The organism is Tardiphaga sp. 215_C5_N2_1, assembly GCF_052076055.1.
Lineage (GTDB): Bacteria > Pseudomonadota > Alphaproteobacteria > Rhizobiales > Xanthobacteraceae > Tardiphaga > Tardiphaga robiniae.
Map to the genome: position 1 here is coordinate 1,401,417 of NZ_CP197240.1, position 21,937 is coordinate 1,423,353.

21 protein-coding genes are annotated in these 21,937 nt (G+C 62.0%); 8 read left to right on the forward strand and 13 right to left on the reverse strand.

Going from position 1 to position 21,937, the window contains the following annotated elements; all coding sequences use genetic code 11:
* The first annotated feature begins 95 nt into the window (after nt 1-95).
* Nucleotides 96-845 carry a GntR family transcriptional regulator gene (locus tag AB7828_RS06615; RefSeq protein ID WP_309946133.1) on the forward strand — a complete coding sequence of 250 codons (750 nt, stop codon included), beginning with the start codon at nt 96-98 and terminating at the stop codon, nt 843-845.
* Nucleotides 846-886: 41 nt separating this feature from the next.
* Here the strand turns inward: AB7828_RS06615 and recJ are convergent, their stop codons facing one another.
* The 7 genes from recJ to AB7828_RS06650 all read right to left on the reverse strand — a co-directional run bounded on the left by recJ (nt 887) and on the right by AB7828_RS06650 (nt 8,126).
* The gene (gene recJ, locus AB7828_RS06620) at nt 887-2,725 is read right to left on the reverse strand and encodes a single-stranded-DNA-specific exonuclease RecJ (protein ID WP_441229738.1); all 1,839 of its coding nucleotides are present in this window, start codon (nt 2,723-2,725) and stop codon (nt 887-889) included.
* Nucleotides 2,726-2,773: 48 nt separating this feature from the next.
* Nucleotides 2,774-3,493, reverse strand: a complete 720-nt coding sequence (locus tag AB7828_RS06625; protein ID WP_441229739.1) for a haloacid dehalogenase type II — start codon at nt 3,491-3,493, stop codon at nt 2,774-2,776.
* 79 nt (nt 3,494-3,572) lie between these two features.
* Nucleotides 3,573-4,025, reverse strand: coding sequence for a GNAT family N-acetyltransferase (locus tag AB7828_RS06630; protein WP_441229740.1), 453 nt, complete (start codon nt 4,023-4,025; stop codon nt 3,573-3,575).
* 10 nt (nt 4,026-4,035) lie between these two features.
* Complete coding sequence (glpX, locus tag AB7828_RS06635; RefSeq protein ID WP_441229741.1) at nt 4,036-5,034, reverse strand: class II fructose-bisphosphatase; 999 nt, start codon at nt 5,032-5,034, stop codon at nt 4,036-4,038.
* Between the two features lie 57 nt (nt 5,035-5,091).
* Nucleotides 5,092-6,414: a homoserine dehydrogenase gene (locus tag AB7828_RS06640; protein WP_120289462.1), complete on the reverse strand. Its 1,323-nt coding sequence runs from the start codon at nt 6,412-6,414 to the stop codon at nt 5,092-5,094.
* A gap of 77 nt (nt 6,415-6,491) precedes the next feature.
* The gene (locus tag AB7828_RS06645) at nt 6,492-7,712 is read right to left on the reverse strand and encodes an LL-diaminopimelate aminotransferase (RefSeq protein WP_089264170.1); all 1,221 of its coding nucleotides are present in this window, start codon (nt 7,710-7,712) and stop codon (nt 6,492-6,494) included.
* 93 nt (nt 7,713-7,805) lie between these two features.
* Complete coding sequence (locus AB7828_RS06650; protein WP_441229742.1) at nt 7,806-8,126, reverse strand: hypothetical protein; 321 nt, start codon at nt 8,124-8,126, stop codon at nt 7,806-7,808.
* Nucleotides 8,127-8,478: 352 nt separating this feature from the next.
* On the opposite strand from AB7828_RS06650, the gene AB7828_RS06655 reads away from it, so the two are divergent.
* From AB7828_RS06655 to AB7828_RS06665, 3 genes are all read left to right on the forward strand, one after another.
* Entirely contained in the window at nt 8,479-10,218 is a 1,740-nt protein-coding gene (locus tag AB7828_RS06655) for a PHA/PHB synthase family protein (protein WP_441232203.1), read from the forward strand.
* A 146-nt stretch (nt 10,219-10,364) separates the two neighbouring features.
* On the forward strand, nt 10,365-10,766 hold the full coding sequence (locus AB7828_RS06660) for an MAPEG family protein (protein ID WP_089264168.1): 402 nt from the start codon (nt 10,365-10,367) through the stop codon (nt 10,764-10,766).
* Between the two features lie 27 nt (nt 10,767-10,793).
* Complete coding sequence (locus tag AB7828_RS06665) at nt 10,794-11,735, forward strand: glutaminase (RefSeq protein WP_175368928.1); 942 nt, start codon at nt 10,794-10,796, stop codon at nt 11,733-11,735.
* A gap of 113 nt (nt 11,736-11,848) precedes the next feature.
* On the opposite strand, the gene AB7828_RS06670 is transcribed toward AB7828_RS06665, so the two are convergent.
* Entirely contained in the window at nt 11,849-12,049 is a 201-nt protein-coding gene (locus AB7828_RS06670) for a DUF2735 domain-containing protein (RefSeq protein ID WP_441229743.1), read from the reverse strand.
* Between the two features lie 501 nt (nt 12,050-12,550).
* Here AB7828_RS06670 and AB7828_RS06675 point away from each other — a divergent pair.
* Both AB7828_RS06675 and AB7828_RS06680 read left to right on the forward strand, forming a co-directional pair.
* Complete coding sequence (locus tag AB7828_RS06675) at nt 12,551-13,585, forward strand: glutamine synthetase beta-grasp domain-containing protein (protein ID WP_089264165.1); 1,035 nt, start codon at nt 12,551-12,553, stop codon at nt 13,583-13,585.
* Between the two features lie 67 nt (nt 13,586-13,652).
* Entirely contained in the window at nt 13,653-14,276 is a 624-nt protein-coding gene (locus AB7828_RS06680) for an N-acetyltransferase family protein (protein WP_441229744.1), read from the forward strand.
* A gap of 60 nt (nt 14,277-14,336) precedes the next feature.
* Here AB7828_RS06680 and argC read toward each other — a convergent pair whose 3' ends face one another.
* The 5 genes from argC to AB7828_RS06705 form a co-directional block, all read right to left on the reverse strand.
* Complete coding sequence (gene argC, locus AB7828_RS06685) at nt 14,337-15,395, reverse strand: N-acetyl-gamma-glutamyl-phosphate reductase (RefSeq protein ID WP_441229745.1); 1,059 nt, start codon at nt 15,393-15,395, stop codon at nt 14,337-14,339.
* A complete protein-coding gene (locus AB7828_RS06690) occupies nt 15,392-16,078 on the reverse strand; it encodes an FMN-binding negative transcriptional regulator (RefSeq protein ID WP_441229746.1) in 687 nt (228 codons plus the stop codon). Before AB7828_RS06690 ends, argC begins: the two co-directional genes overlap by 4 nt.
* A 232-nt stretch (nt 16,079-16,310) precedes the next feature.
* Entirely contained in the window at nt 16,311-17,300 is a 990-nt protein-coding gene (locus AB7828_RS06695) for an MBL fold metallo-hydrolase (protein WP_089264162.1), read from the reverse strand.
* Nucleotides 17,301-17,446: 146 nt separating this feature from the next.
* On the reverse strand, nt 17,447-18,436 hold the full coding sequence (locus tag AB7828_RS06700; protein ID WP_441229747.1) for an MBL fold metallo-hydrolase: 990 nt from the start codon (nt 18,434-18,436) through the stop codon (nt 17,447-17,449).
* Between the two features lie 147 nt (nt 18,437-18,583).
* Complete coding sequence (locus AB7828_RS06705) at nt 18,584-19,114, reverse strand: DedA family protein (RefSeq protein ID WP_089264160.1); 531 nt, start codon at nt 19,112-19,114, stop codon at nt 18,584-18,586.
* A gap of 278 nt (nt 19,115-19,392) precedes the next feature.
* On the opposite strand from AB7828_RS06705, the gene AB7828_RS06710 reads away from it, so the two are divergent.
* Both AB7828_RS06710 and parE read left to right on the forward strand, forming a co-directional pair.
* Nucleotides 19,393-19,773: a hypothetical protein gene (locus AB7828_RS06710; protein ID WP_175368921.1), complete on the forward strand. Its 381-nt coding sequence runs from the start codon at nt 19,393-19,395 to the stop codon at nt 19,771-19,773.
* Between the two features lie 101 nt (nt 19,774-19,874).
* A complete protein-coding gene (gene parE, locus AB7828_RS06715) occupies nt 19,875-21,923 on the forward strand; it encodes a DNA topoisomerase IV subunit B (protein WP_441229748.1) in 2,049 nt (682 codons plus the stop codon).
* Nucleotides 21,924-21,937: the final 14 nt, after the last annotated feature.

Genomic DNA, 21,937 nt, shown 5'->3' on the forward strand with positions numbered 1-21,937 from the left:
GAACATAAACCGTGTGTCAATCTCCTTCCTTGACGAGATGGTCGCCAATCAGGCTTCCATCCTGCGATCAGGGACTTAGGGGTCGAGGGACGACGGTGGAAAAGCGTTACGCGTTCGTGGCCCGAGCACTGACCGAGGCCATCGCAGACGGACGGCATCCGGTCGGGTCTGTGCTGCCGACAGAGTTCGAGCTGGCGGACCAGTTCGCCGTGAGCCGATCAACCGTGCGCGCGGCGATGCAGGAGCTGCAGGCGTCCGGCTTGGTCAGCCGGAAGCGCAATGCCGGGACGCGTGTCGAGGCGACGTCTCCGGCCAAGGGCGGTGATGGCTTTACGCAGGCACTCAATACGATCGAGGCGGTGCAGCAGTTCGGCACCGAGACGGAGCGCCACGTGCAGCGCGTTGCGGATGTCGTCGCCGACAGCGAGCTTGCCAGCCAGCTCGGATGCCGGCCCGGCCGGCGCTGGCTGTGCATCTCAAGTCTGCGCACGATTCCGGGCGACGTCACACAGACGCCGATCTGCTGGACGGACGTGTATATCGACGGCGCCTTCGCCGACGAGGTGCGCGCGAAGATGGGCGGGCATCACGAAATCTTCGGCACGCTCGTCGAGAAAATCTCGGGACGACGCTTCGTTGAGATCCGCCAGGACATCTCTGCGGTTGGCGTGTCGGACGCGATGGCGGAGCCACTGAAAGCAATGACTGGCGCGCATGCGCTGTCGATCCGGCGGCAGTATCTGTTCGCGTCAAACGAGCTGGCTGAGGTCTCGCTCAGCATTCATCCGGCGGACCGGTATCGGTATTCGACCAGGCTGCTCCGCCGGCAGGACACAAATGGATGAGTGCGCCGGTCAAGCCGGGTGACGACAGACTGAGATTGCTATCATCTGATCATCTTCGGCCCGGGATCCGGCTCCGCCACATCGATCACGCGCATCTGCACGCGCTCGGCACCCTGCCAGCGATCGACGGTCAGCGAGCCCGCCACATGGACGGGCTGACCGCGCAGCTCCTGCAACGCGTTGCCAAGTTTCTGCCCCACTGAACGAAACGCGATACCGTTGACCATGGCGCCGTCCGACGCCTTGAAGCGCAGCCGCAGATGCGCCTGCCCAACTTCATCGACATAAACGAGCTGATGCGCCGGCAGCGCAATCACCGGCTCGGGATTGGCCTGCCCGAACGGCCCGGCGCGATTGAGCGTATTCACGAGATCCGTCGTCACACCGCGCGCAGTGATAGCGCCATCGATGAAGAGTTCTTTCTCGTTGCGGGACTTGCCGACATCCGCAGCCAGCGCGCTTTCGATATAGGCGCGGAATTCGCCGAGCCGTTCCTTGCGTAGCGTGATGCCCGCGGCCATGGCGTGGCCGCCACCTTTCATCAGAAGCCCATCGGCAACAGCTTGCCGCACGGCTTTGCCGAGATCGACGCCGGAGATCGAGCGGCCAGACCCCGTGCCAATTCCGCCAGGCTCCAGCGCGATGGCAAAAGCCGGACGCGCAAATTTCTCCTTGAGCCGCGAGGCGACCAGACCGACGACGCCGGGATGCCAGCCTTCAGACGCGGTCACGACTACGGAGCCTTTGTCTTCGAGCCCCAGTGACGCCAGAGCCTCGGCCTCGGCTTGCGCTTCCGCGGCTTGTTCGATCACGCGTCGTTCGATGTTCAGCCGATCGAGTTCGGCAGCGATCTTCGCGGCCTCGGAAATATCGCCTTCGAGCAGCAGCCGCACGCCCAAATCAGCGCGCCCGATGCGGCCGCCGGCATTGATGCGCGGCCCCAGCATGAAGCCGAGATGCCATGCTTCCGGCGGGCCGTTCAAACGCGCCACATCCATCAGCGCGGTGTGCCCGATGTGATCGCGGCGACGTAATGCGATGAGACCTTTGGCGACAAAGGCGCGGTTCAGGCCGATCAGTGGAGCCACATCGGCCACGGTGCCCAGGGCCACGTGATGCAGCATGCCGAGCAGATCCGGCTCCGGCATCTCGGCGGTCCAGAAGCCGCGCTTGCGCAATTCGCGATTGACCGCGACGAGCGTGATCAGCACGAGGCCCACGGCAGCGAGATGACCAAGGCCGGAAATATCGTCGAGCCGGTTGGGATTCACCACGGCATCGACGTCAGGTAGTTCCTCGCCGGTCTGATGGTGATCGATGACGACCACGGACATGCCGAGCTTCTTGGCCTCAGCCAGCGGCTCAAAACTGGTCGTGCCGCAATCGACAGTCACGAGCAGCGTGGCGCCCTTGCCGGCCAGCGTCTTGATGGCATCCACATTGGGGCCGTAGCCCTCGAAGATGCGATCGGGAATGTGGATCTGCGGGTCGAGCCCGCAATGCCGGAGATGCCAAGCCAGCAGCGCTGATGACGTCGCGCCGTCGACGTCGTAGTCGCCGAAGATCGCCACTTTCTCCCGGCGCTGCGCCGCATCCGCAATGCGCTTTGCCGCCGCTTCCATCTGCGTGATGGTGAAGGGATCCGGCATCAGCTTGCGGATGGTGGGATCGAGAAAGTCTTCGACGGCGTCGAGTTCGATATTGCGGCCGGCGATGACCCGCGCCAGCATTTCCGGCAATTGAAAACGTTGCACCATGGCCAGCGCCCGCGCCGCGCCGCGCTGATCCACCCGGTCGCGCCAGATCCGCCCGGTGGCGGATTCGGTAACGCCAAGGAAGGCCTGCTGGGATTCGACGGGAATGATGGTCGGTGGCGTCATGGCATCAGCAATAGGCCGCGCAGCCGCTTTCGGCAAATCCCAAGCCGTTCAGCAGCCCATCCGCTTGGCGAGGTCATTGAAGTCCTCGGCAACGACATCCCACGTGCCCTCGGCCTTGAAGTCGCGGTTTTGGTGCGGGCCGTATTCAGTGACACGCGGCACGAAGGCGGTCTTGAGGCCGAGTTTGTGTGCGGCATCGAGATCGCTGTTATGGGCGGCGACCATCATGACTTCCGCAGGTTTCAGATTGAGCAGTGCGGCCGCACCGAGATAGGCCTGGGGATCGGGCTTATAGTGTTCGAACAGTTCCGCGCTCATGATCAGGTCCCATGGCAGGCCGGCGAATTTCGCCATGTTGGTCAGCAGCGCGACATTGCCGTTCGACAACGGGCTGATGACGTATTTGGTCTTCAAGCGCGTCAGACCGCTCACCGAATCCGCCCACGGATGCAGCCGGTGCCAGCCGAGTGTCATGTAATGCAGATCGTTGTCCGAGAGCCCGTTGATGCCGAACTTGGCGACCAGCACATCGAGTGACTGCCGATGCAGCGTATCAAGCTTGACGAAACCGCGTTCGGGATGATGGCGCACCACATCCATCGACGGCATATAGGCCTGCCGCCAGGCATCGACGAGCGCAGTCCAGTCTGCGGTGATGCCGCGCGCTTTGCCGAACGCGGTACAGTCAGCAATCAGGCTGGAACGCCAGTCAACCACGGTGCCGAACACGTCGAACACCAGAGCCTTGACGTTATCGGTCTCGCTCATGGTCTCATCCCCGTTTTGTTTTCTTGGTTTTTAGTTCGAATAATCGGAGCGCATGTTGGCGCGCTCGGATTGCCTTTAATTAGAGTATCTTCCGGTATTGCATAAATCCGGAATTGTCCGCGACCTGATCGTAGAGAATTCTGGCCTGCGCATTCTCGTTCTGTGTCAGCCAATGCACGCGGCTGCAGCCATCAGCCTTGGCCTTTGCATAAACCGCTTCGATCAAAGCGCGGCCGACGCCGAGCCCACGCGCATTGCTGTCAACGAACAGATCCTGCAGATAGCAGTAATTGCCGGGCGTCCAGGATGAGCGGTGATACAGGAACTGCACGATGCCGGTGAGCTTGCCGCCCACATAGGCGCCGAGCAGGAACATCTGCTCATTGGCGTCGTGGAAACGCTTCCACGCAGTATCGGTCGCGGCCGGTGGCAGCGTCGCCTTGTAGAACGTCAGATAGCCCTGCCACAGCGGCTCCCAGGCAGCCCGCTCATCGGGGCCGACCGGGTGGATGTCAACATTCGCCTTCGCCATGTGACCGAACTCAATCCAGGTGGAATTTTTCGAGCTGGCGATGCTCGCCCTTGATGATGCGCACCGTGCCGGTCACCGAACGCATCACGATGGTCTCGGTCTCGATGACGTCGCCGCGGAACTTGACGCCCGACAGCAATGCGCCGTCGGTAACACCGGTGGCGGCAAACAGGCAGTCGCCCTTCGCCATGTCCTCGATGCCATAGATCATCTTCGGATCGGTGACACCCATCTTCAGCGCACGCTCGCGCTTCTCGTCGGTATCGAGGATCAATCGGGTCTGCATCTGGCCGCCGATGCAGCGCAGTGCTGCAGCTGCCAGCACGCCTTCCGGTGCGCCGCCAATGCCAAGATAGATGTCGATGCCAGATTTGGCGGGATCGGTGGTGTGGATGACGCCGGCGACGTCGCCGTCCGGAATGAGACGCAGCGCCGCCCCGGTCGAGCGGATCGCTGCGATCAATGCTTCGTGCCGTGGCCGCTCAAGCACGAGGGCGGTGATCGCCGACACCGGCACACCCTTGGCCTTGGCGAGGCGCCTGATGTTCTCTTCCGGCGATGCGTCGATGTCGATCACGTTCTTGGCGTAGCCCGGACCAATCGCGATCTTGTCCATATAGACGTCGGGCGCGTGCAGCAGCGTGCCGCCGTCGGCCATCGCCATGGTGGCAATCGAGCCCGGCATGTCCTTGGCACACAGTGTCGTGCCTTCGAGCGGATCGACGGCAATATCGACCTTCGGGCCGGCATTAATGCCGACCTTTTCGCCGATATAGAGCATCGGCGCTTCGTCGCGCTCGCCCTCGCCGATCACGATGGTGCCGTCGATCGGCATCTTGTTGAGCTCGCGGCGCATCGCATCGACCGCTGCCTGATCGGCCGCCTTCTCCTGCCCATGACCACGCAACCGCGCAGCCGACACTGCCGCGCGCTCGGTCACGCGAACGATCTCCAGCGTCAGAATGCGCTCGAGCAGTTGCTGCGGCGGGACGGTAATATGGGTCGACATTGGCGGGCTCCTTCTACGGTGGGACGAATGTCCCCGTACAACTCTCAACGCTGGTGTTTAGTTCTTCTCGATCCGGATAACCTGCGGCTTGCCCGATATCACCTTGTCGCTCTGCACGGCCTGTAGGGCGCGGCGCATCGCGTCTTCAGTCGTCGCATAGGTGATCAGGATAACAGGCACCGGTGACGATTTCGTGCTCTTGCCGACCGGCTCGATGCCGCCATTCGGATGGCGCTGCACGATCGACTCCAGCGAGATCTTCTGTTCGGCCAGACGCGTTGCGATACGCGCGGCGGTGCCGGCGAGATCCCGCGCCATCAGGCGGATGTAATAGCCACCTTCGTGGCGTTCCATCGGCGCCTTGGTGGTGGTCTTGAGCTTCTCGACCGGCCGCCCGAACGGCAGCGCGCGCACATTGCGTGCGACATCGGCGATATCGGCAAGAACCGCAGACGCCGTCGCGGCGCCGCCAGCGCCGGGACCGACCAGCGTAATCGGCGCAATGCCTGCGCCATCAACCGTGACGGCGTTAGTGACGCCCATGACCTGCGCAATGGAGGACGACAGCGGCACCATGGTTGGATGCACGCGCTGTTCGATGCCAGTCGCGGTGCGCATGGCAACGCCCAGCAGCTTCACGCGATAGCCGAGCTCTGCAGCAGCGCGCAGATCTTCAGCGGCGATGGACGAAATGCCCTCGACCGAAACAGCGCTCTGCGCGACCTTGGTCCCGAATGCGAGGCTGGCGAGAATGGCCAGCTTCTGCGCGGTGTCGTGGCCATCGACGTCGAAGGACGGCTCGGCCTCGGCGTAGCCAAGCCGCTGCGCGTCTTTAAGGCATTCCTCGAAGGACAAGCCCTCCAACTCCATCCGGGACAGGATGTAGTTGCAGGTGCCGTTGAGAATACCGTAGACGCGATTGATATCGGTGCCGACGAGACCTTCGCGGATGGTCTTGATGATCGGAATGGCGCCAGCGACGGCGGCCTCGTAGTTCAGCGCGCCGCCGTGCTTCTCGGCCGATGCGGCTAGCTTCAGGCCATGCTTGGCGATCAGTGCCTTGTTCGCGGTCACGACCGACTTGCCGGCGCGCAGCGCCGCCTCGATCGACGACAGCGCGGGATCGCCAACGCCGCCCATCAGTTCGACGAAGCACTCGACATCGGGATGCTGCGCAACCGCGAGCGGATCCTTCATCCAGTCGATGCCGCGCAGATCGACGCCGCGCTTCTTGGTCTTGGACCGCGCGGTGACAGCAATTACCTTGACGCCACGACCGCAGCGCGCGGCCAAAATTGAGTTCTGCTGTTCGATGAGACGGACGACTTCGGCACCAACGGTGCCGAGTCCCGCGATACCCACTTTGAGGGGTGCGACCATTAAGCTTCAGACCTGTCGGAATTCTTGTTGAGCGATGACCGGTCCGAAAACCGGTTGCCGGTTTTCGGGGATCACGCCTATCGCCGGTTGGCGAGAGGAACCACGTTGTGCAACGTTTCGAGACCGCTTTCAAGGAAGCGGCGAATGCCGCGGGCAGCCTGGCGAATGCGCTGTTCGTTCTCGACCATCGCGATGCGGACGTAACCTTCGCCATGCTCGCCGAAGGCGACGCCGGGAGATACCACCACGCCGGACTTTTCGACGAGAAGCGTTGCAAACTGCATGCTGCCGACCTCGCGGAATTTCTCCGGCAGCGGCGCCCAGGCGAACATCGAGGCCGAGGGCGGCGGAATGTCCCAGCCGGCGCGGCCGAAGGATTCCACCATCGCGTCGCGGCGCTTGCGATAGGTGTCACGCATCTCGCGGATGCAGTCGTCCGGGCCGTTCAGCGCAGCAGTGGCCGCGACCTGCACGGGCGTGAACGCGCCGTAGTCGAGATAGGATTTCACCCGCGTCAGCGCGGCGATGATACGCTCGTTGCCGACCGCAAAGCCCATGCGCCAGCCGGCCATGGAGAAGGTCTTCGACATCGAGGTGAATTCGACGGTCACGTCCATCGCGCCCGGTACCTGCAGCACCGAGGGCGGCGGGTTCTTGTCGTCGAAATAGACCTCGGCGTAAGCGAGATCCGAGAGGATGTAGATCTCGTGTTTCTTCGCGAAGGCCACGAGGTCCTTGTAGAAATCGAGGCTCGCCACTTGCGCCGTTGGGTTCGACGGATAGCAGACGATCAGCGCGATCGGCTTCGGAATCGAATGGATGATAGCGCGCTCGACAGCAGCGAAGAAGTCCGGCGTCGGCTCGGACGGCACCGAGCGGATCACGCCGCCAGCCATCAGGAAGCCGAAGGCATGGATCGGGTAGCTCGGATTCGGGCACAGCACGACATCGCCAGGCGCGGTGATCGCCTGAGCGACGTTGGCGAAGCCTTCCTTGGAGCCCAGCGTCGCCACCACCTGGGTGTCAGGATTGAGCTTCACGCCAAAGCGGCGCTCGTAATAGCCGGCCTGGGCCTTGCGCAGGCCAGTGATGCCCTTCGAAGCCGAATAGCGGTCTGTGCGCGGCTTGCCCAGGGTCTCCTTGAGCTTCTCGATCACATGCGGCGGGGTCGCCAGATCCGGATTGCCCATGCCGAGGTCGATGATATCGGCGCCAGCGTTTCGCGCGGCGGCCTTGGCCCGGTTGACCTGTTCGAACACATAGGGCGGCAATCGGCGGATGCGGTAGAATTCTTCCATGGGATCGGGCTCCAGAACCGCTTCATCATGCGGTTGAATCGCTTCTTTTTATCACGGAAGCCCGGTGACACCAGTCACGACGGGCAGTTTTGACTATTTGGCCGCCGGTTTGGGCGGCAGCACGACGGCCTGGCGATCGCGGGCGGCGGTCAGTTCGGCCTGCATCTTGGCCTGATCCGCCGGCGCCATGGCGGTGCCTTCGCGGGTGGTCGGCAGATCATGAACCGGCAGATAGGTGCCCACCTCGGCCGGACGCGCCGGAGCGCCCGCCGGCGTCCCCACCATGGGCATGTCGGCGATGGTCGAGGCGCAGCCGCCCAGAGGCAAGCCAAGCCCCAGCACCAGCAAGGCGGCCGCTGTCGCCGCCCGCCCGCTGCGACCACCAATTGCCCTGAATGTGCCTCTACGCGTCACGCCACAACCCTACATCGCATTAGAATCGATTTCATCCCTATCGCAGCGCACCATTCAACCAATCTGGTCACAAACGATTAATGCCGGGAGAAGACGCTAAAGGCTTGGATCTTCAATATGACGGAAGCAAGACCCAAAGCCGAATACATGACGCGGTGCAGCACATCGAATCCTGCGGCAATCCGCGAACTGTGCCATCATCGATTTTGCGTGGCGACGTACCGTTGCCCGACTGGAATGAAGCTGTTGTTGCGCCATGACCGAAGTTGCCGCCGACGCCAAAGCTGCTAACGACAAAATCTCGGGCGACGCGTCCGCCAAACCGTTCAATCCCGAAGCTTTTGCGCTCAACATGGCCAAGGCGATGGAGAATGGCGGCAAGGCCTTGGCCGCCTATTTGCAACCGCGCCAAAGTGGCGAGACCGTCGACAAGCCGCCGAACGAGCTGACGGAGCTGATCAAGACCTTCAGCATCGTCGCCAATTACTGGCTGTCCGACGACAAGCGCGCCGCCGAATTGCAGATGAAGCTCGGCAAGGCCTATCTCGACCTCTGGGGCTCGGCGATGCGCCGGATGGTCGGCGAAGCCGGCTTGCCCGCTATCGAGGCACCGCCGCGCGACAAGCGCTTCAGCGATCCCGAGTGGAAATCGAACCAGTTCTTCGATTTCGTCATGCAGGCCTATCTGCTCACGACGCAATGGGCCCACGACCTCGTCAAGAATGCCGAGGGGCTCGATGCGCATACCCGCAAGAAGGCGGAATTCTACGTTCAGCAGATCACCAATGCGATGGCGCCATCGAATTTCGTGCTGACCAATCCGGAAGTACTGCGCGAGACCGTGATGTCGAACGGCAGCAACCTGATGCGCGGCATGACCATGCTTGCCGAGGATATCGAGGCCGGCAAAGGCTCGCTGCGCATTCGCCAGTCCGATCCGAAAAACCTCGAAGTCGGCGTCAACATGGCGACGACGCCGGGCAAGGTGATTTTCCAGAACGAGGTGATGCAACTGATCCAGTATCAGCCGGCAACCGAAAACGTGCTGCGCACGCCGCTCCTGATCGTGCCGCCCTGGATCAACAAGTTCTACATCCTCGATCTCAAGCCCGAGAAATCCTTCATCAAGTGGGCTGTCGATCAGGGCGTCTCGGTGTTCGTGATCTCCTGGGTCAACCCCGACAAGCGCCTAGGCGCCAAGACCTTCGATGACTATATGAAGGAAGGCCCGCTGACCGCGATGGACGTCATCGAGAAGGTCACCGGCGAGATGACCATGCATACCATCGGCTATTGCGTCGGCGGCACCCTGCTCGCCTCGACGCTGGCCTGGCTCGCCGAGAAGCGCCGCGTCCGCGTGGCATCGGCAACATTCCTGGCCGCGCAAGTCGACTTCACCCATGCCGGCGACCTCATGGTGTTCGTCGACGAGGATCAGATCTCGGCGCTGGAAAAAGACATGCAGGCGGCAGGCGTGCTGGAAGGCAGCAAGATGGCCATGGCCTTCAACATGCTGCGCTCCAACGACCTGATCTGGTCCTATGTCGTGAACAACTACCTCAAGGGCAAGCCGCCTTCGGCCTTCGACCTGTTGCACTGGAATTCAGACGCGACGCGGATGCCGGCGGCGAACCACTCGTTCTATCTGCGGAACTGCTATCTTGAGAACAAGCTCTCGAGCGGCAACATGATCCTCGACAACACCCGGCTCGATCTCTCCAAGGTCAAGGTGCCCGTCTACAATCTCGCCACCCGCGAGGACCACATCGCGCCGGCGCAATCGGTGCTGTACGGCTCGCAATTCTTCGGCGGCCCGGTGAAATACGTGTTGTCCGGCTCCGGCCATATCGCCGGCGTGGTCAATCCGCCAGCCTCGGGCAAGTACCAGTACTGGACCAACGACAACGCCCACGCCACCGATCTTGCCGACTGGATGAAGACCGCGCAGGAACATGCTGGCTCGTGGTGGCCGAACTGGCGGGAGTGGCTCTCCGGCATCGATGGTGAGGAAGTTCCTGCCCGGCATGTCGGCACCGACGCATTCCCCGCACTGGAAGACGCCCCCGGCAGTTATGTGCGGGTGCGGGCGTAACGGCCCGCCTCTCCGCGCTTGCTTGGCGTCGTCACAGCAAACGTCTATGATTTCAGCTAGGACGCGTCGCATCCGCTTGCGGCGCGTGTGTTTTGCATGACCATCTCCGCGTTTTCCGCGGGAATTTCGACTGAAAGGATACCCGGATGACGCGCGAATTGTTCTGGCTGACGCTGACCGTGATTCTCACAGGCCTGCTCTGGGTGCCTTATATGCTGAACCGCATCATGGTCCGCGGTGTCACCGGCGTCATGGCCAACCCGACGCGCACCGACAGGCCGCAGGCCGAATGGGCCAACCGGATGATGTTCGCCCATGACAATGCCGTCGAGAATCTCATCATCTTCGCGCCGCTGGTGCTGATCCTGAATGCTGCGGACGTTTCGACCCCGACTACTGTTCTGGCCTGCGCGGTCTATTTTTGGTCGCGCGTGGTGCATCTGATCGTCTACACACTCGGCCTGCCGATTTTCCGCACGCTGGCCTTCGTGGTCGGCTTCATCGCCCAGGCGGTCCTCGCCATCGCGATCCTGCGGATTCCGTACTAACACTTCTTCTCGCCAGATTGATCTGCAATGAACCACGCTGCCCCAAGTCTCGATCTCGTCGTCAAGGAAATTGCCGACGAGATGGCGCAGCGAACGGACCGCGGCGACGTCGCGAGCTATATTCCGGAACTGGCGGGCGTCGATCCCAACCAGTTCGGTCTTGTGGTCATCGATGCCGACGGCCACGTCGCAGCAGCCGGCGATGCCGATGTGCCGTTCTCGATCCAGAGCATCTCGAAAGTCTTCACGCTGACGCTGGCGCTCGGCATGGTCGGCGACCGGCTGTGGAAACATGTCGGCCGCGAGCCCTCGGGCAATCCGTTCAACTCCATCGTCCAGCTCGAACGTGAGCGCGGCGTGCCGCGCAATCCCTTCATCAATGCCGGCGCCATCGCCGTCACCGATGTCATCCTGTCCGGCCATCAGCCGCGCGAAGCGATCGGCGAAATCCTGCGTTTCATGCAGTTTCTGTCCGGCGACAGCTCTATCGTGATCGATGAGACGGTCGCCGCGTCCGAGAAACGCACCGGCTTTCGCAACACCGCGCTGGCGAACTATATGAAGTCGTTCGGCGTGGTCGAAAATCCCGTCGACTTCACGCTCGGCGTCTATTTCCACCACTGCGCGATCGCGATGTCGTGTCGGCAGTTGGCCATGGCGACGCGCTACCTCGCTTATTCGGGCCGCAATCCATCGACCGGGCTCTCGGTGGTGTCGTCGGAGCGGGCGCGCCGTATCAACGCGCTGATGCTGATGTGCGGCCATTATGACGGTTCGGGTGAGTTCGCCTATCGCGTCGGCCTGCCAGGCAAGAGCGGCGTTGGCGGGGGCATTATCGCAGTCGCCCCCGGAAAGGCCTCGATCGCAGTCTGGGCGCCGGGTCTCGACAAGCACGGCAATTCGCATCTCGGCCGCATTGCGCTCGAAGCGCTCACGAAGCGGCTCGGCTGGTCGATCTTCGGCGTCTGACGCCAACCCGGTTTCCAGTCATGAAAAAGGGCTGAAACATCGCTGTTTCAGCCCTTGATCGTCGTCGATAAACCGCGCCCGGGGCGGTGAACCTTGCGTCCGGCCAAGCACCGTCAATGTTCGTAGGTCCGGTTGGCTTCCTGGATGGCAGCCTCGTGGTACCAGCTGTCATAGTCGGCCACGGTTTTTACGGTCGAGGCACGCAGGTCCAGCGGCTTGCTGGGCCGTCCCCGCGGTCCGACCGACGCACGGCCGCCAACCGGGAATTGGTAGATTTTAGCGGTATGGGGGTGATGCGTTTGAGACGTCGGCATCGCTTCTATTCCTTCCTCTGATCTGTTTTTTCCTTTCGGATCATCATTGTAACAGAGGCGCCCTTCTTTTGTGCCGACTGCCTCGTAAGAAGCATCCAAATGGCTACAATATGCGCACTCGATGGACATGCGCTTTGGGCGCGCAGGTTTTAAAGCCGCATACGCAGCGTCTGACCTCTCATTTGAGCGTCTGAAAGGCAGAAAAGTTCCGGTCAAAAATAGCCTGCAAGGGAATTGGGCAGCCGGTATTTTCGTGCGCAGCCGAATTCTCTGAAAATTCCACGAATTCGGACCGATTCCCGGCCTCCGATGCCCTCTCCAGACACCGAATGACAGCCCCGTTGGGGACGCGCCGCAGTTTTCGTCACAAAAGCGTTGCGCCGCGACAAGTTGGCATACTACGTGCTTTATATGCAGCGCCGCTGGGGGCGGATTTTGCGTCCGCCCGCCGGCAAGCTCAGGGCTCACGCCCTACGCATCGCCAACTCATGAGAGACCCGCATGACAAAGTATAAGCTCGAGTATATTTGGCTCGACGGTTACACGCCGGTTCCGAACCTGCGTGGCAAGACGCAGATCAAGGAATTCGAAGATTTCCCGACCCTCGAACAGCTCCCGCTGTGGGGCTTCGACGGTTCGTCGACCATGCAGGCCGAAGGCCACAGCTCCGATTGCGTGCTGAAGCCGGTTGCGATCTATCCGGATGCGGCCCGTGAGAACGGCGCCCTGGTGATGTGCGAAGTCATGATGCCGGATGGCGTCACCCCGCACTCGACCAACAAGCGCGCCACCATTCTCGACGATGCCGGCGCCTGGTTCGGTTTCGAACAGGAATACTTCTTCTACGAGAACGGCCGTCCGCTCGGTTTCCCCGAGGATGGCTATCCCGCGCCGCAGGGCCCCTACTACACCGGCGTCGGCTTCAAAAACGTCGGCTCAATTGCCCGCGAGATCGTCGAAGAACATCTCGACCTCTGCCTCGAAGCCGGCATCAACCACGAAGGCATCAACGCCGAAGTGGCGAAGGGCCAGTGGGAATTCCAGATCTTCGGCAAGGGCTCCAAGAAGGCCGCTGACGAAATGTGGATCGCGCGTTACCTGCTGCTCCGTCTGACGGAGAAGTACGGCATCGACATCGAATTCCACTGCAAGCCGCTCGGCGACACCGACTGGAACGGCTCGGGCATGCACGCCAACTTCTCGACCGAATACATGCGTACGGTCGGCGGCAAGGCTTACTTCGAAGCCCTGATGGCCCAGTTCGACAAGAACCTGATGGACCACATCAACGTCTACGGCCCGGACAACGACAAGCGTCTGACCGGCAAGCACGAAACGGCTCCGTGGAACAAGTTCAGCTACGGCATCGCGGACCGCGGCGCCTCGATCCGCGTCCCGCACTCCTTCGTCAAGAACGAGTACAAGGGCTATCTGGAAGACCGTCGCCCGAACTCCCAGGGCGACCCCTACCAGATCGCTTCGCAGATCCTGAAGACCATCTCGGAAGTCCCGACCGCCAAGTCGGCTGCCGCGTAAGCGTCTGACTTCAGATCAAATATGAACGGCCCGAACGCAAGTTCGGGCCGTTTTCGTTGTTGACCCGATGGCGCTCAATCTTGTGTTAGCCGCAGCCACCAAAGGCTTGCGAGAGATGTATTCGGCGTCGAGATCTGAGCCCCAACCCGTCGAGTTTCAAATGCCTTCCGAACCAGACGCGCCCCAGTCTTTTCAAATCGGCTGGGGCCGCGAACCCGACCTGGCCGAAACGATCAGTGCGATGCTGCTGGCGATCGATGACCCGGCCTATATCTCGCATGCCGAACTGCAATACGGCATCGCGGACAATCTGGGCCGCTGGGCCGACAACCGGGCGGCTCGGACTAGACAATACGTTGCATCCATGTTGTCAGAATCGCCCGAAAACGCAGAGGAAAGGCGCGTGGCCACGATCATGATCGATGCAACGATCGTCGGCTTCGCCCTGGTGGAAATCACACGAACAAATCCGGCAAGCCCCTTTGCGACCTTGCATGATGTTGTGTTTTCCCCGTCGGTACAGGGCCGGGGATTAGGCAACGCATTGTTTGATTGGCTTGCCGAACAATGCCGCGCGGAAGGCGCGCAACGCTTCTTTCTGGAGAGCGGCGTGGACAACCACCGCGCTCACGCCTTCTTCAAGCGCCAGGGCTTTCTGCAGACGTCGATCGTCATGATGCGCGATCTGTGAGAGCCGACGTTTTGCAGCCCGGATTTAGCTTCGCTCCATCCGGGCTGCAAACGCATTCCTTTACGGGAACATCGCGGGCTGATCGATGCCCAGCGTCTCGGCAAAGCCAAGCACCAGATTCATGTTCTGCACCGCCTGCCCCGATGCGCCTTTAGTGAGGTTGTCGAGCGTCGAGACGATGATGGCGCGGCCCGGGATACGGTCAGCGGCAACGCCGATGAAGGTCATGTTGGAGCCGCGCACATGCCGCGAATGCGGCGTCTTGCCGAATGGCAGGATGTGCACGAACGGCTCCTTCTCATACTGTTTAACCAGCACCTCGTGGAGATCCTGCGCCGTCTTGCCGCGCCGGCCCCGCACATAGATGGTCGAGAGGATACCCCGGTTCTGCGGCAAGAGATGCGGCGTGAAGCTGACGACAACCTCCTTGCCGGCAGCTTTGGAGAACTCCTGATCGAGCTCCGCCATGTGCCGGTGATGGCCGACGCCATAGGCGTTGAAGCCTTCGGACACTTCCGAGAACAGCATCTCTTCCTTGGCGGAACGCCCTGCTCCCGTCATGCCGGACTTGGCATCGATCACGATCTCGTCGGTCTCGATGGCGCGCGCCTTCAACAACGGCACCAGCGGCAGGATCGCACACGACGTGTAGCAGCCGGGATTGGCGATCAGCCGCGCCTTCTTGATGTCGCGCCGATAGATCTCGACGAGGCCGTAGACGGCTTCCTTCTGCAGCTCCAGCGCATGATGTTCGTGGCCATACCACTTCGCATAGGCGGCTGCGTCCTCGAGCCGGAAGTCGGCCGACAGATCCACCACCTTGGTCTCCGGCGCCCTGGCCAGCAAATCCTGCAGCACCTTCTGCGTGGTCGCATGCGGCAGCGCGCAGAACACCAGATCGAGGCCAATGGTCGTCCAGTCGACGGAGTCGATGCTTACGAGCGTCGGCAGTTCATAGGGTGCGAATTGCGGGAACACATCGCCCATCGCCTGCCCGGCGCGCCGGTCGGCCGTCAGCAGCACGAGCTCGACCTTGGGATGGCGCAGCAGCAGCCGCACCAGTTCGGCTCCGGTGTAGCCGGACGCACCGAGAATGCCGATTTTCTTCTTCGTGCTCATCCCATAAATCCTTCGGCCTCAGCCATAGCAGTCAATTGTGTCGTCTCTTCCGCAAACAAATGCGGCCGCAATTTGCGCATCGCATTTGAAATCTCGAACGCGGCAGGCTCCGGCCGCAGCGCCAGTGCGCTCATGACAGCCAGATGATCGGCATCTGACTTGTGCTGGTTGAGCTTGGAGCTACCCTCCACCTCGTCCACTGTCATCACCACACCGACGATCGCCTTCTTCATCGCCTCAAGCCGCCCCGCCGCCATCTTATCGGAGGTCCAAGGCTTCTTCGGCGCCAGCCGTGTTTCGAACCTTGCGCTCAGCGCGTCAAGATGCGGGCCCAGTTCACCACCCGACAGGATGCGCACCGGTCCGGTGAGATGGACCGCCTGATAGAGCCAGGTCGGCACCTGATCGGGCGATACGTACCAGTCGGCCGACACATAGGCATCAGCGCCCAGGATGGCCATGGCCCATGGCGTCACGCCGTCTGCAAGCTTGAGCAGCGGATTTTGTCGCGCAAGGTGAAAGGCCAGACGCGGCGTGCCGTCATTGCCGTAGTCGAGGCAGAAAGGCACCGCGGAGGCGATCGGCTTCCTGCCATCGAAGGCGCAGACCGTGCCGAAGCCGCGCGCGTTCGCAAACGCAAGTGCGTCGGTCCGGTCGGTCTGAAATTTGGGCGGCGTATACATGACGGGCTCCTTCCTGAGTGAAGGCCGCCGGATGGGTCGCGCTGCTGTTTGGGAGAAAGACTGCCGCGGACCATATCCGGCGGCAGTGAGAGATCGAAACGCTTATGCGCGCATATCTCCACCTGCCGCGAGAATGCGGCGGCGGCGGGCGATGATGCTGGTCGCAAGGTTGATCATGGGCGCGGTCATAGGGCCGCGCCCGCGATCCGTCAAGATCACCAGAGCGCGGACCTCAGAGAACTGGGCTCCACGGTGCCGGCACGACGCGGTAGCCGTTGCCATCCTTCTCGACGAAACCGTTGGCCGGGAACGGATAGTGGAAGCCTTGCACCCGCATCCTGTCGGCGACCAGCATGTCATAGACCTTGCGGCGGGTGGTTTCGGCCTGCACCGGATCCTGGTCGAAATTCACGTGCCAGCCGGGATTGGCGGCGAATAGCGCCGGAAGGTTGGTGACGTCCGACTGGATGAAGACCTTGTCCGATCCGGACGACAGCACATAGGACGTGTGGCCCGGCGTGTGCCCAATCGAGGCGACAGCCAGCAGCCCGGGCGCGACGTCCTTGCCCCATTCATAGGGCGTAACCTTCTTCTTCAACCCGGCCTCGAACACCCGCCGATTGTTCTTGAACAGACCGGTCATGCGATCGCCGGTGGCACGGCTCATCTCGCCGTCGTCCATCCAGAACTTCCACTCTACTGCCGGCACCAGCACTTCGGCATTGGGAAACGCCAGCACGCCGTCCGCCGTCAGCAGGCCGTTCACATGATCGCCATGGAAGTGCGAGATCACGACCATGTCGATCATCTTTGGATCGATCCCCGCCGCCATCATGTTGGTGGTGAACTGCCCGACATTGCCCTTGGTTGCCGCAAAGGCGCCGGGCCCGTTGCCGGTGTCGATCACCACCAGCTTGCCGCCGGTGTTGATCACCAACGGCGCATAGAAGTTGGTGATCTGATCTTTCGGCAGAAATGCCCTGGCGAGCACTGCATTGATATCATCGCGTTTGGCGTTGGAAATATAGGTATCGGCCAGCGGAAACGTCGCCGCACCATCGGAAATGGCGTTCACCTGGATATCGCCGACCTTGTAGCGATAGAAACTCGGCGCCTGCTTGTCGGCCGGCGGTGCGGATGCCTTTGCCGGGGCCGATGAAAGCAGTGGCGTCGCTGCGAGCGCGGCGGCACCCGCCAGTGCGTGTCGTCGTGACAGATCCATGAAGTCTTCTCCCCTTGCTTTGCATGGTCGCTGTTGGCGCGACTCCGGCGCAGAGACTGGCACGACGCACCGACGGAGGCGATGGGTGTTTACGAGGCCAGCCGGCCTGCACTGCAGCGCAGGCCGGGAAATTTGCCAGGCTTCGTTTAGATCACCGGGCTCCATGGGGCCGGCACCAGCCGATAACCGTTGCCATCCTTCTCGACGAAACCGTTGGCCGGGAATGGATAGTGGAAGCCCTGCACACGCATCTTCTCGGCCACCAGCATGTCATAGACCTTGCGGCGCGTGGTTTCCGCCTGCGCCGGGTCCTGGTCGAACATCAGATGCCAGCCGGGATTGGTGACGAACAGCGACGGATGGTTGGTGACGTCGGACTGAATGAACAGCTTGTCGCTGCCGGACGACAGCACGAACGAGGTGTGGCCAGGCGTATGGCCGACCGAATCCACGGCGAGCAGGCCTGGCGCGACGTCCTTGCCCCATTCATAGGGCGTGACCTTCTTCTTCAGCCCATCGTTGAAGAGCTTGCGGTTGCTGGCGAACAGACCCTTCATGCGGTCATTGGCGGCCTTGGCCATCTCGCCATCGTCGTTCCAGTACTTCCACTCCGCGGCCGGGACGAGGACTTCGGCATTCGGAAAAGCCGGCGTGCCATCGGCGGCCAGAAGCCCGTTCACGTGATCGCCGTGGAAATGCGAGATCACGACCATGTCGACGTTCTTGGCGTCGATACCAGCGGCGGCCATGTTGTTGGCGAACTGGCCGACATTGCCCTTGGTCGCCGCGAGGGCTCCGGGGCCGTTGCCCGTATCAATCACCACCAGCTTGCCGCCAGTGTTGATGACCAGCGGCGCAAAGTGAATGGTCATCTTGTCCTTCGGCAGGAAGGCCTTGTCGAGCGCGGCGTTGACCTCATCCTTCTTGGCGTTGAGCACGAAGGTGTCGGCCAGCGGAAAGGTGTTGGCGCCGTCGGAGATCGCGTTCACCTGCGCATCGCCGACCTTGTAGCGATAGAAGCTCGGCGCCTGCTTGTCGGCCGGCGGAGCAGAGGCTTTGGCAGAGCCTGCGGTGAGCAATGGAGATACGGCGAGCGCGGCGGCTCCGGCAAGGGCGTGACGACGTGACAGGTCCATGATGTTCTCCTGGGTGAAGCAGTGAGAGGCGGGGCTGGCGGAACTATCTACCAGCGTTCGATGACTTCTGCGAGTTGTCGCGGCATGCAGACACCGCGACATGTCAGCCCGTTCAACACCCGGACACGGCGGTTATTCCCCGCCGGACTACTTCAGCTTCCAGAGCCATTCGATAGCGACGGACAGGCCGTCGCCGAACAGCAGCAGGACGCCCGCCCAGATAAAGGCCGAGGTGAAGTTGGCAACTTGGAAACGCCAATACGGCATTTCGAAAATGCCGGCAGCCAGCGGCACCGAGGCCCGCAATGGGCCGAAGAAGCGGCCAATATAAATGCTGGGCACGCCCCATTTCTGGACGAAGGCTTCGCCGCGCGGAAGCAACTCAGGGAATTTGGACAGCGGCCATATCTGGGCGACCTGGTCCTTGTACTTGAAGCCGAACCAATAGGAGAGCCAGTCGCCGAGCGCCGCGCCGAGAGCGCCGGCAATCAACACCGGCCAGAAGCTGATCCCGCTCGCGCCGACAAGTGCGCCGATGGCCACCAGCGCGCCCCAGGCCGGCAGCAGCAGGGAGATGAAAGCGAGCGATTCCCCGAAGGCCAGTAGCAGGACGATCGGCGCCGCCCAGACCTGGTTCTGGCGCACGAATTCGATCAGCCCGTGCATCCAGCCTTCCATATGGAGAGTGTCCCTTTACGGCTCTGGCCCGGCCGGATTGGCCGCGAACCGCTTTAACCTTCAAACGCCCGCGACAGGTAATCCGGCGGCGCCGATCACATCAAGTCACAACATCTGAGGGCCGATAGCCGCGGTGCGGGCGCCCACCGGTAAATTTGAACCTTTTCCAGGCCTCTGCGTCCAAGGTCAGAGACCGGCTTACCCAATGGCAACTCTGTACCGCCGTTGGGCTGACTTCCCGCCCGGCTGTCAAAAATCAAGAACGCAAAGGACTGAAGATGATCGGATCGCTGATGATGTGCGTGAGTGCGCTGGTATTGCTGATCGGCATGGTCGCCGGCATCGTGATGGGCATACGCCAGGACTTCCTGCTGAGCCCCGCGCATGCGCATCTCAACCTCGTCGGCGGCGTGCTGCTGTTCCTGTTCGGGTTGTATTACCGCCTGATTCCCCTGGCCGGACGCTCGCTACTGGCCAAGGTCCAGGGCACGATGCACATCGTCGGCGGCATCATGTTCCCTGTCGGCATCGGCATCACCCTGCTCGCCAACCACGCCTATATGGCCATTCCGATCATCGGTTCACTGATCATGCTCGCGGCCATGGCCCTATTCGTTGTGATTGTGCTACGCACCGAGCGCTCTGGCACGGCCGCATGAGCCCGAGGTCGCAGCCACATTGCCAACCTGAACGTGGCATAGTCACAGCAACGATTCGCCGTGCCTCGCGCGGCGCCAACCGAGACAAAACTTTAAGACATATGGCCAAGGCACAGAAATCAAACGCGAAAGCTGATCTTTTTGGTGGCGCCAGCGCGCCAAAATCGGCTGCGGTACCGAAGGCGTCCACCCGCTCCGCCAATGCCGAAGACGGCTATACGGCCGCGGACATCGAGGTCCTCGAAGGCCTCGAGCCGGTCCGGCGTCGCCCGGGCATGTATATCGGTGGCACCGATGAAAAGGCGCTGCATCACCTGTTCGCCGAAGTGATCGACAACTCGATGGACGAGGCGCTGGCTGGCCATGCGACCTTCATCGAGGTGGAACTCACCGCCGACGGCTTTCTGTCGGTGTCGGACAACGGCCGCGGCATCCCGGTCGATCCGCATCCGAAACATCCGAAGAAATCCGCCCTCGAAGTCATCATGTGCACGCTGCATGCCGGCGGCAAATTCGACTCCAAGGTCTACGAGACCTCGGGCGGTCTGCACGGTGTCGGTGTCTCCGTGGTCAACGCCCTCTCCTCGCTGCTCGAGGTCGAGGTCGCGCGCAACCAGCAGCTCTACAAGATGACATTTGCCCGCGGCATTCCGCAGGGCAATCTCGAGGATCTCGGCAAGGTTCATAACCGCCGCGGCACCCGCGTGCGCTTCAAGCCGGATACCGACATCTTCGGCGCCAAGGCGGCCTTCAAGCCGCAGCGCCTGTTCAAGATGGCGCGCTCCAAGGCCTATCTGTTTGGCGGCGTGAAGATCCGCTGGAAGTGCGATCCGGAACTGCTCAAGGGCCTTGAGGATACTCCGACCGAGGACGAATTCCACTTTCCCGGCGGCCTCAAGGACTATCTCGCCGCGGCGATCCATGCCGATACGCTGGTGCATCCGGAAATCTTCTCCGGCAAATCCGGCCGCAACGGCGCCCATGGCGCCTGCGAATGGGCTGTGGCCTGGACCGCGGACGCCGACGGCTTCATGTCGTCCTATACCAACACCGTGCCGACGCCCGATGGCGGCACCCATGAAGCCGGCATGCGCAGCGCCATGTTGCGCGGATTGAAGGACCACGCCGAGCGCGTCGGCCAGGGCAAGCGGTCCGGCACCATCACTTCGGAAGACGTGATGGTCGGCGCCGCCGTGATGCTGTCGGTGTTCGTGCGTGAACCGGAATTCCAGGGCCAGACCAAGGATCGTCTCGCCACCGCCGAAGCCCAGAAGATCGTCGAACAGGCCATCAAGGATCCGTTCGACCATTGGCTGTCCGGCAATCCGGTGCAGGCCAACAAGCTGCTCGAATTCGTGCTGGAGCGTGCCGACGAGCGTCTGCGCCGCCGCGCGGAGAAGGAAACCTCGCGCAAGACCGCGGTGAAGAAGCTGCGCCTGCCCGGCAAGCTCGCCGACTGCACCAATACCGCGACCGAAGGCTCGGAGCTGTTCATCGTCGAGGGCGACTCGGCAGGCGGCAGCGCCAAACAGGCGCGTGACCGCAAGACCCAGGCGATCCTGCCGCTGCGCGGCAAGATCCTCAACGTCGCCTCGGCGACCAAGGAAAAGCTGACGGCCAACGCGCAGATATCAGACCTCATGCAGGCGATCGGCGCCGGCACCGGCGCGCATTACCGCGAAGAAGACCTGCGCTATTCACGCATCATCATCATGACCGACGCCGATGTCGACGGCGCCCACATCGCGTCATTGCTGATCACCTTCTTCTACCGGCAGATGCCAAAGATGATCGATGAAGGGCATCTCTATCTCGCAGTGCCGCCGCTCTATCGCCTGACCCATGGCAGCAAGACCGTCTATGCGCGCGACGACGCACATAAGGATGCGTTGCTGAAGAGCGAATTCAACGCCAATGCCAAGGTCGATGTCGGTCGCTTCAAAGGCCTCGGCGAAATGATGCCGGCGCAGCTGAAGGAAACCACCATGGACCCGGCGCGCCGCACCTTGCTGCGCGTGCAGCTGCTGCCGGAAGACCGCGACGGCACTGCTGACTCCGTTGAGCGCCTGATGGGCACCAAGGCCGAAGCGCGGTTTGCGTTCATCTCGGACAAGGCGGAATTCGCCAACGAGGAATTGCTGGACGTTTAAAAGCTCGTTTCTCG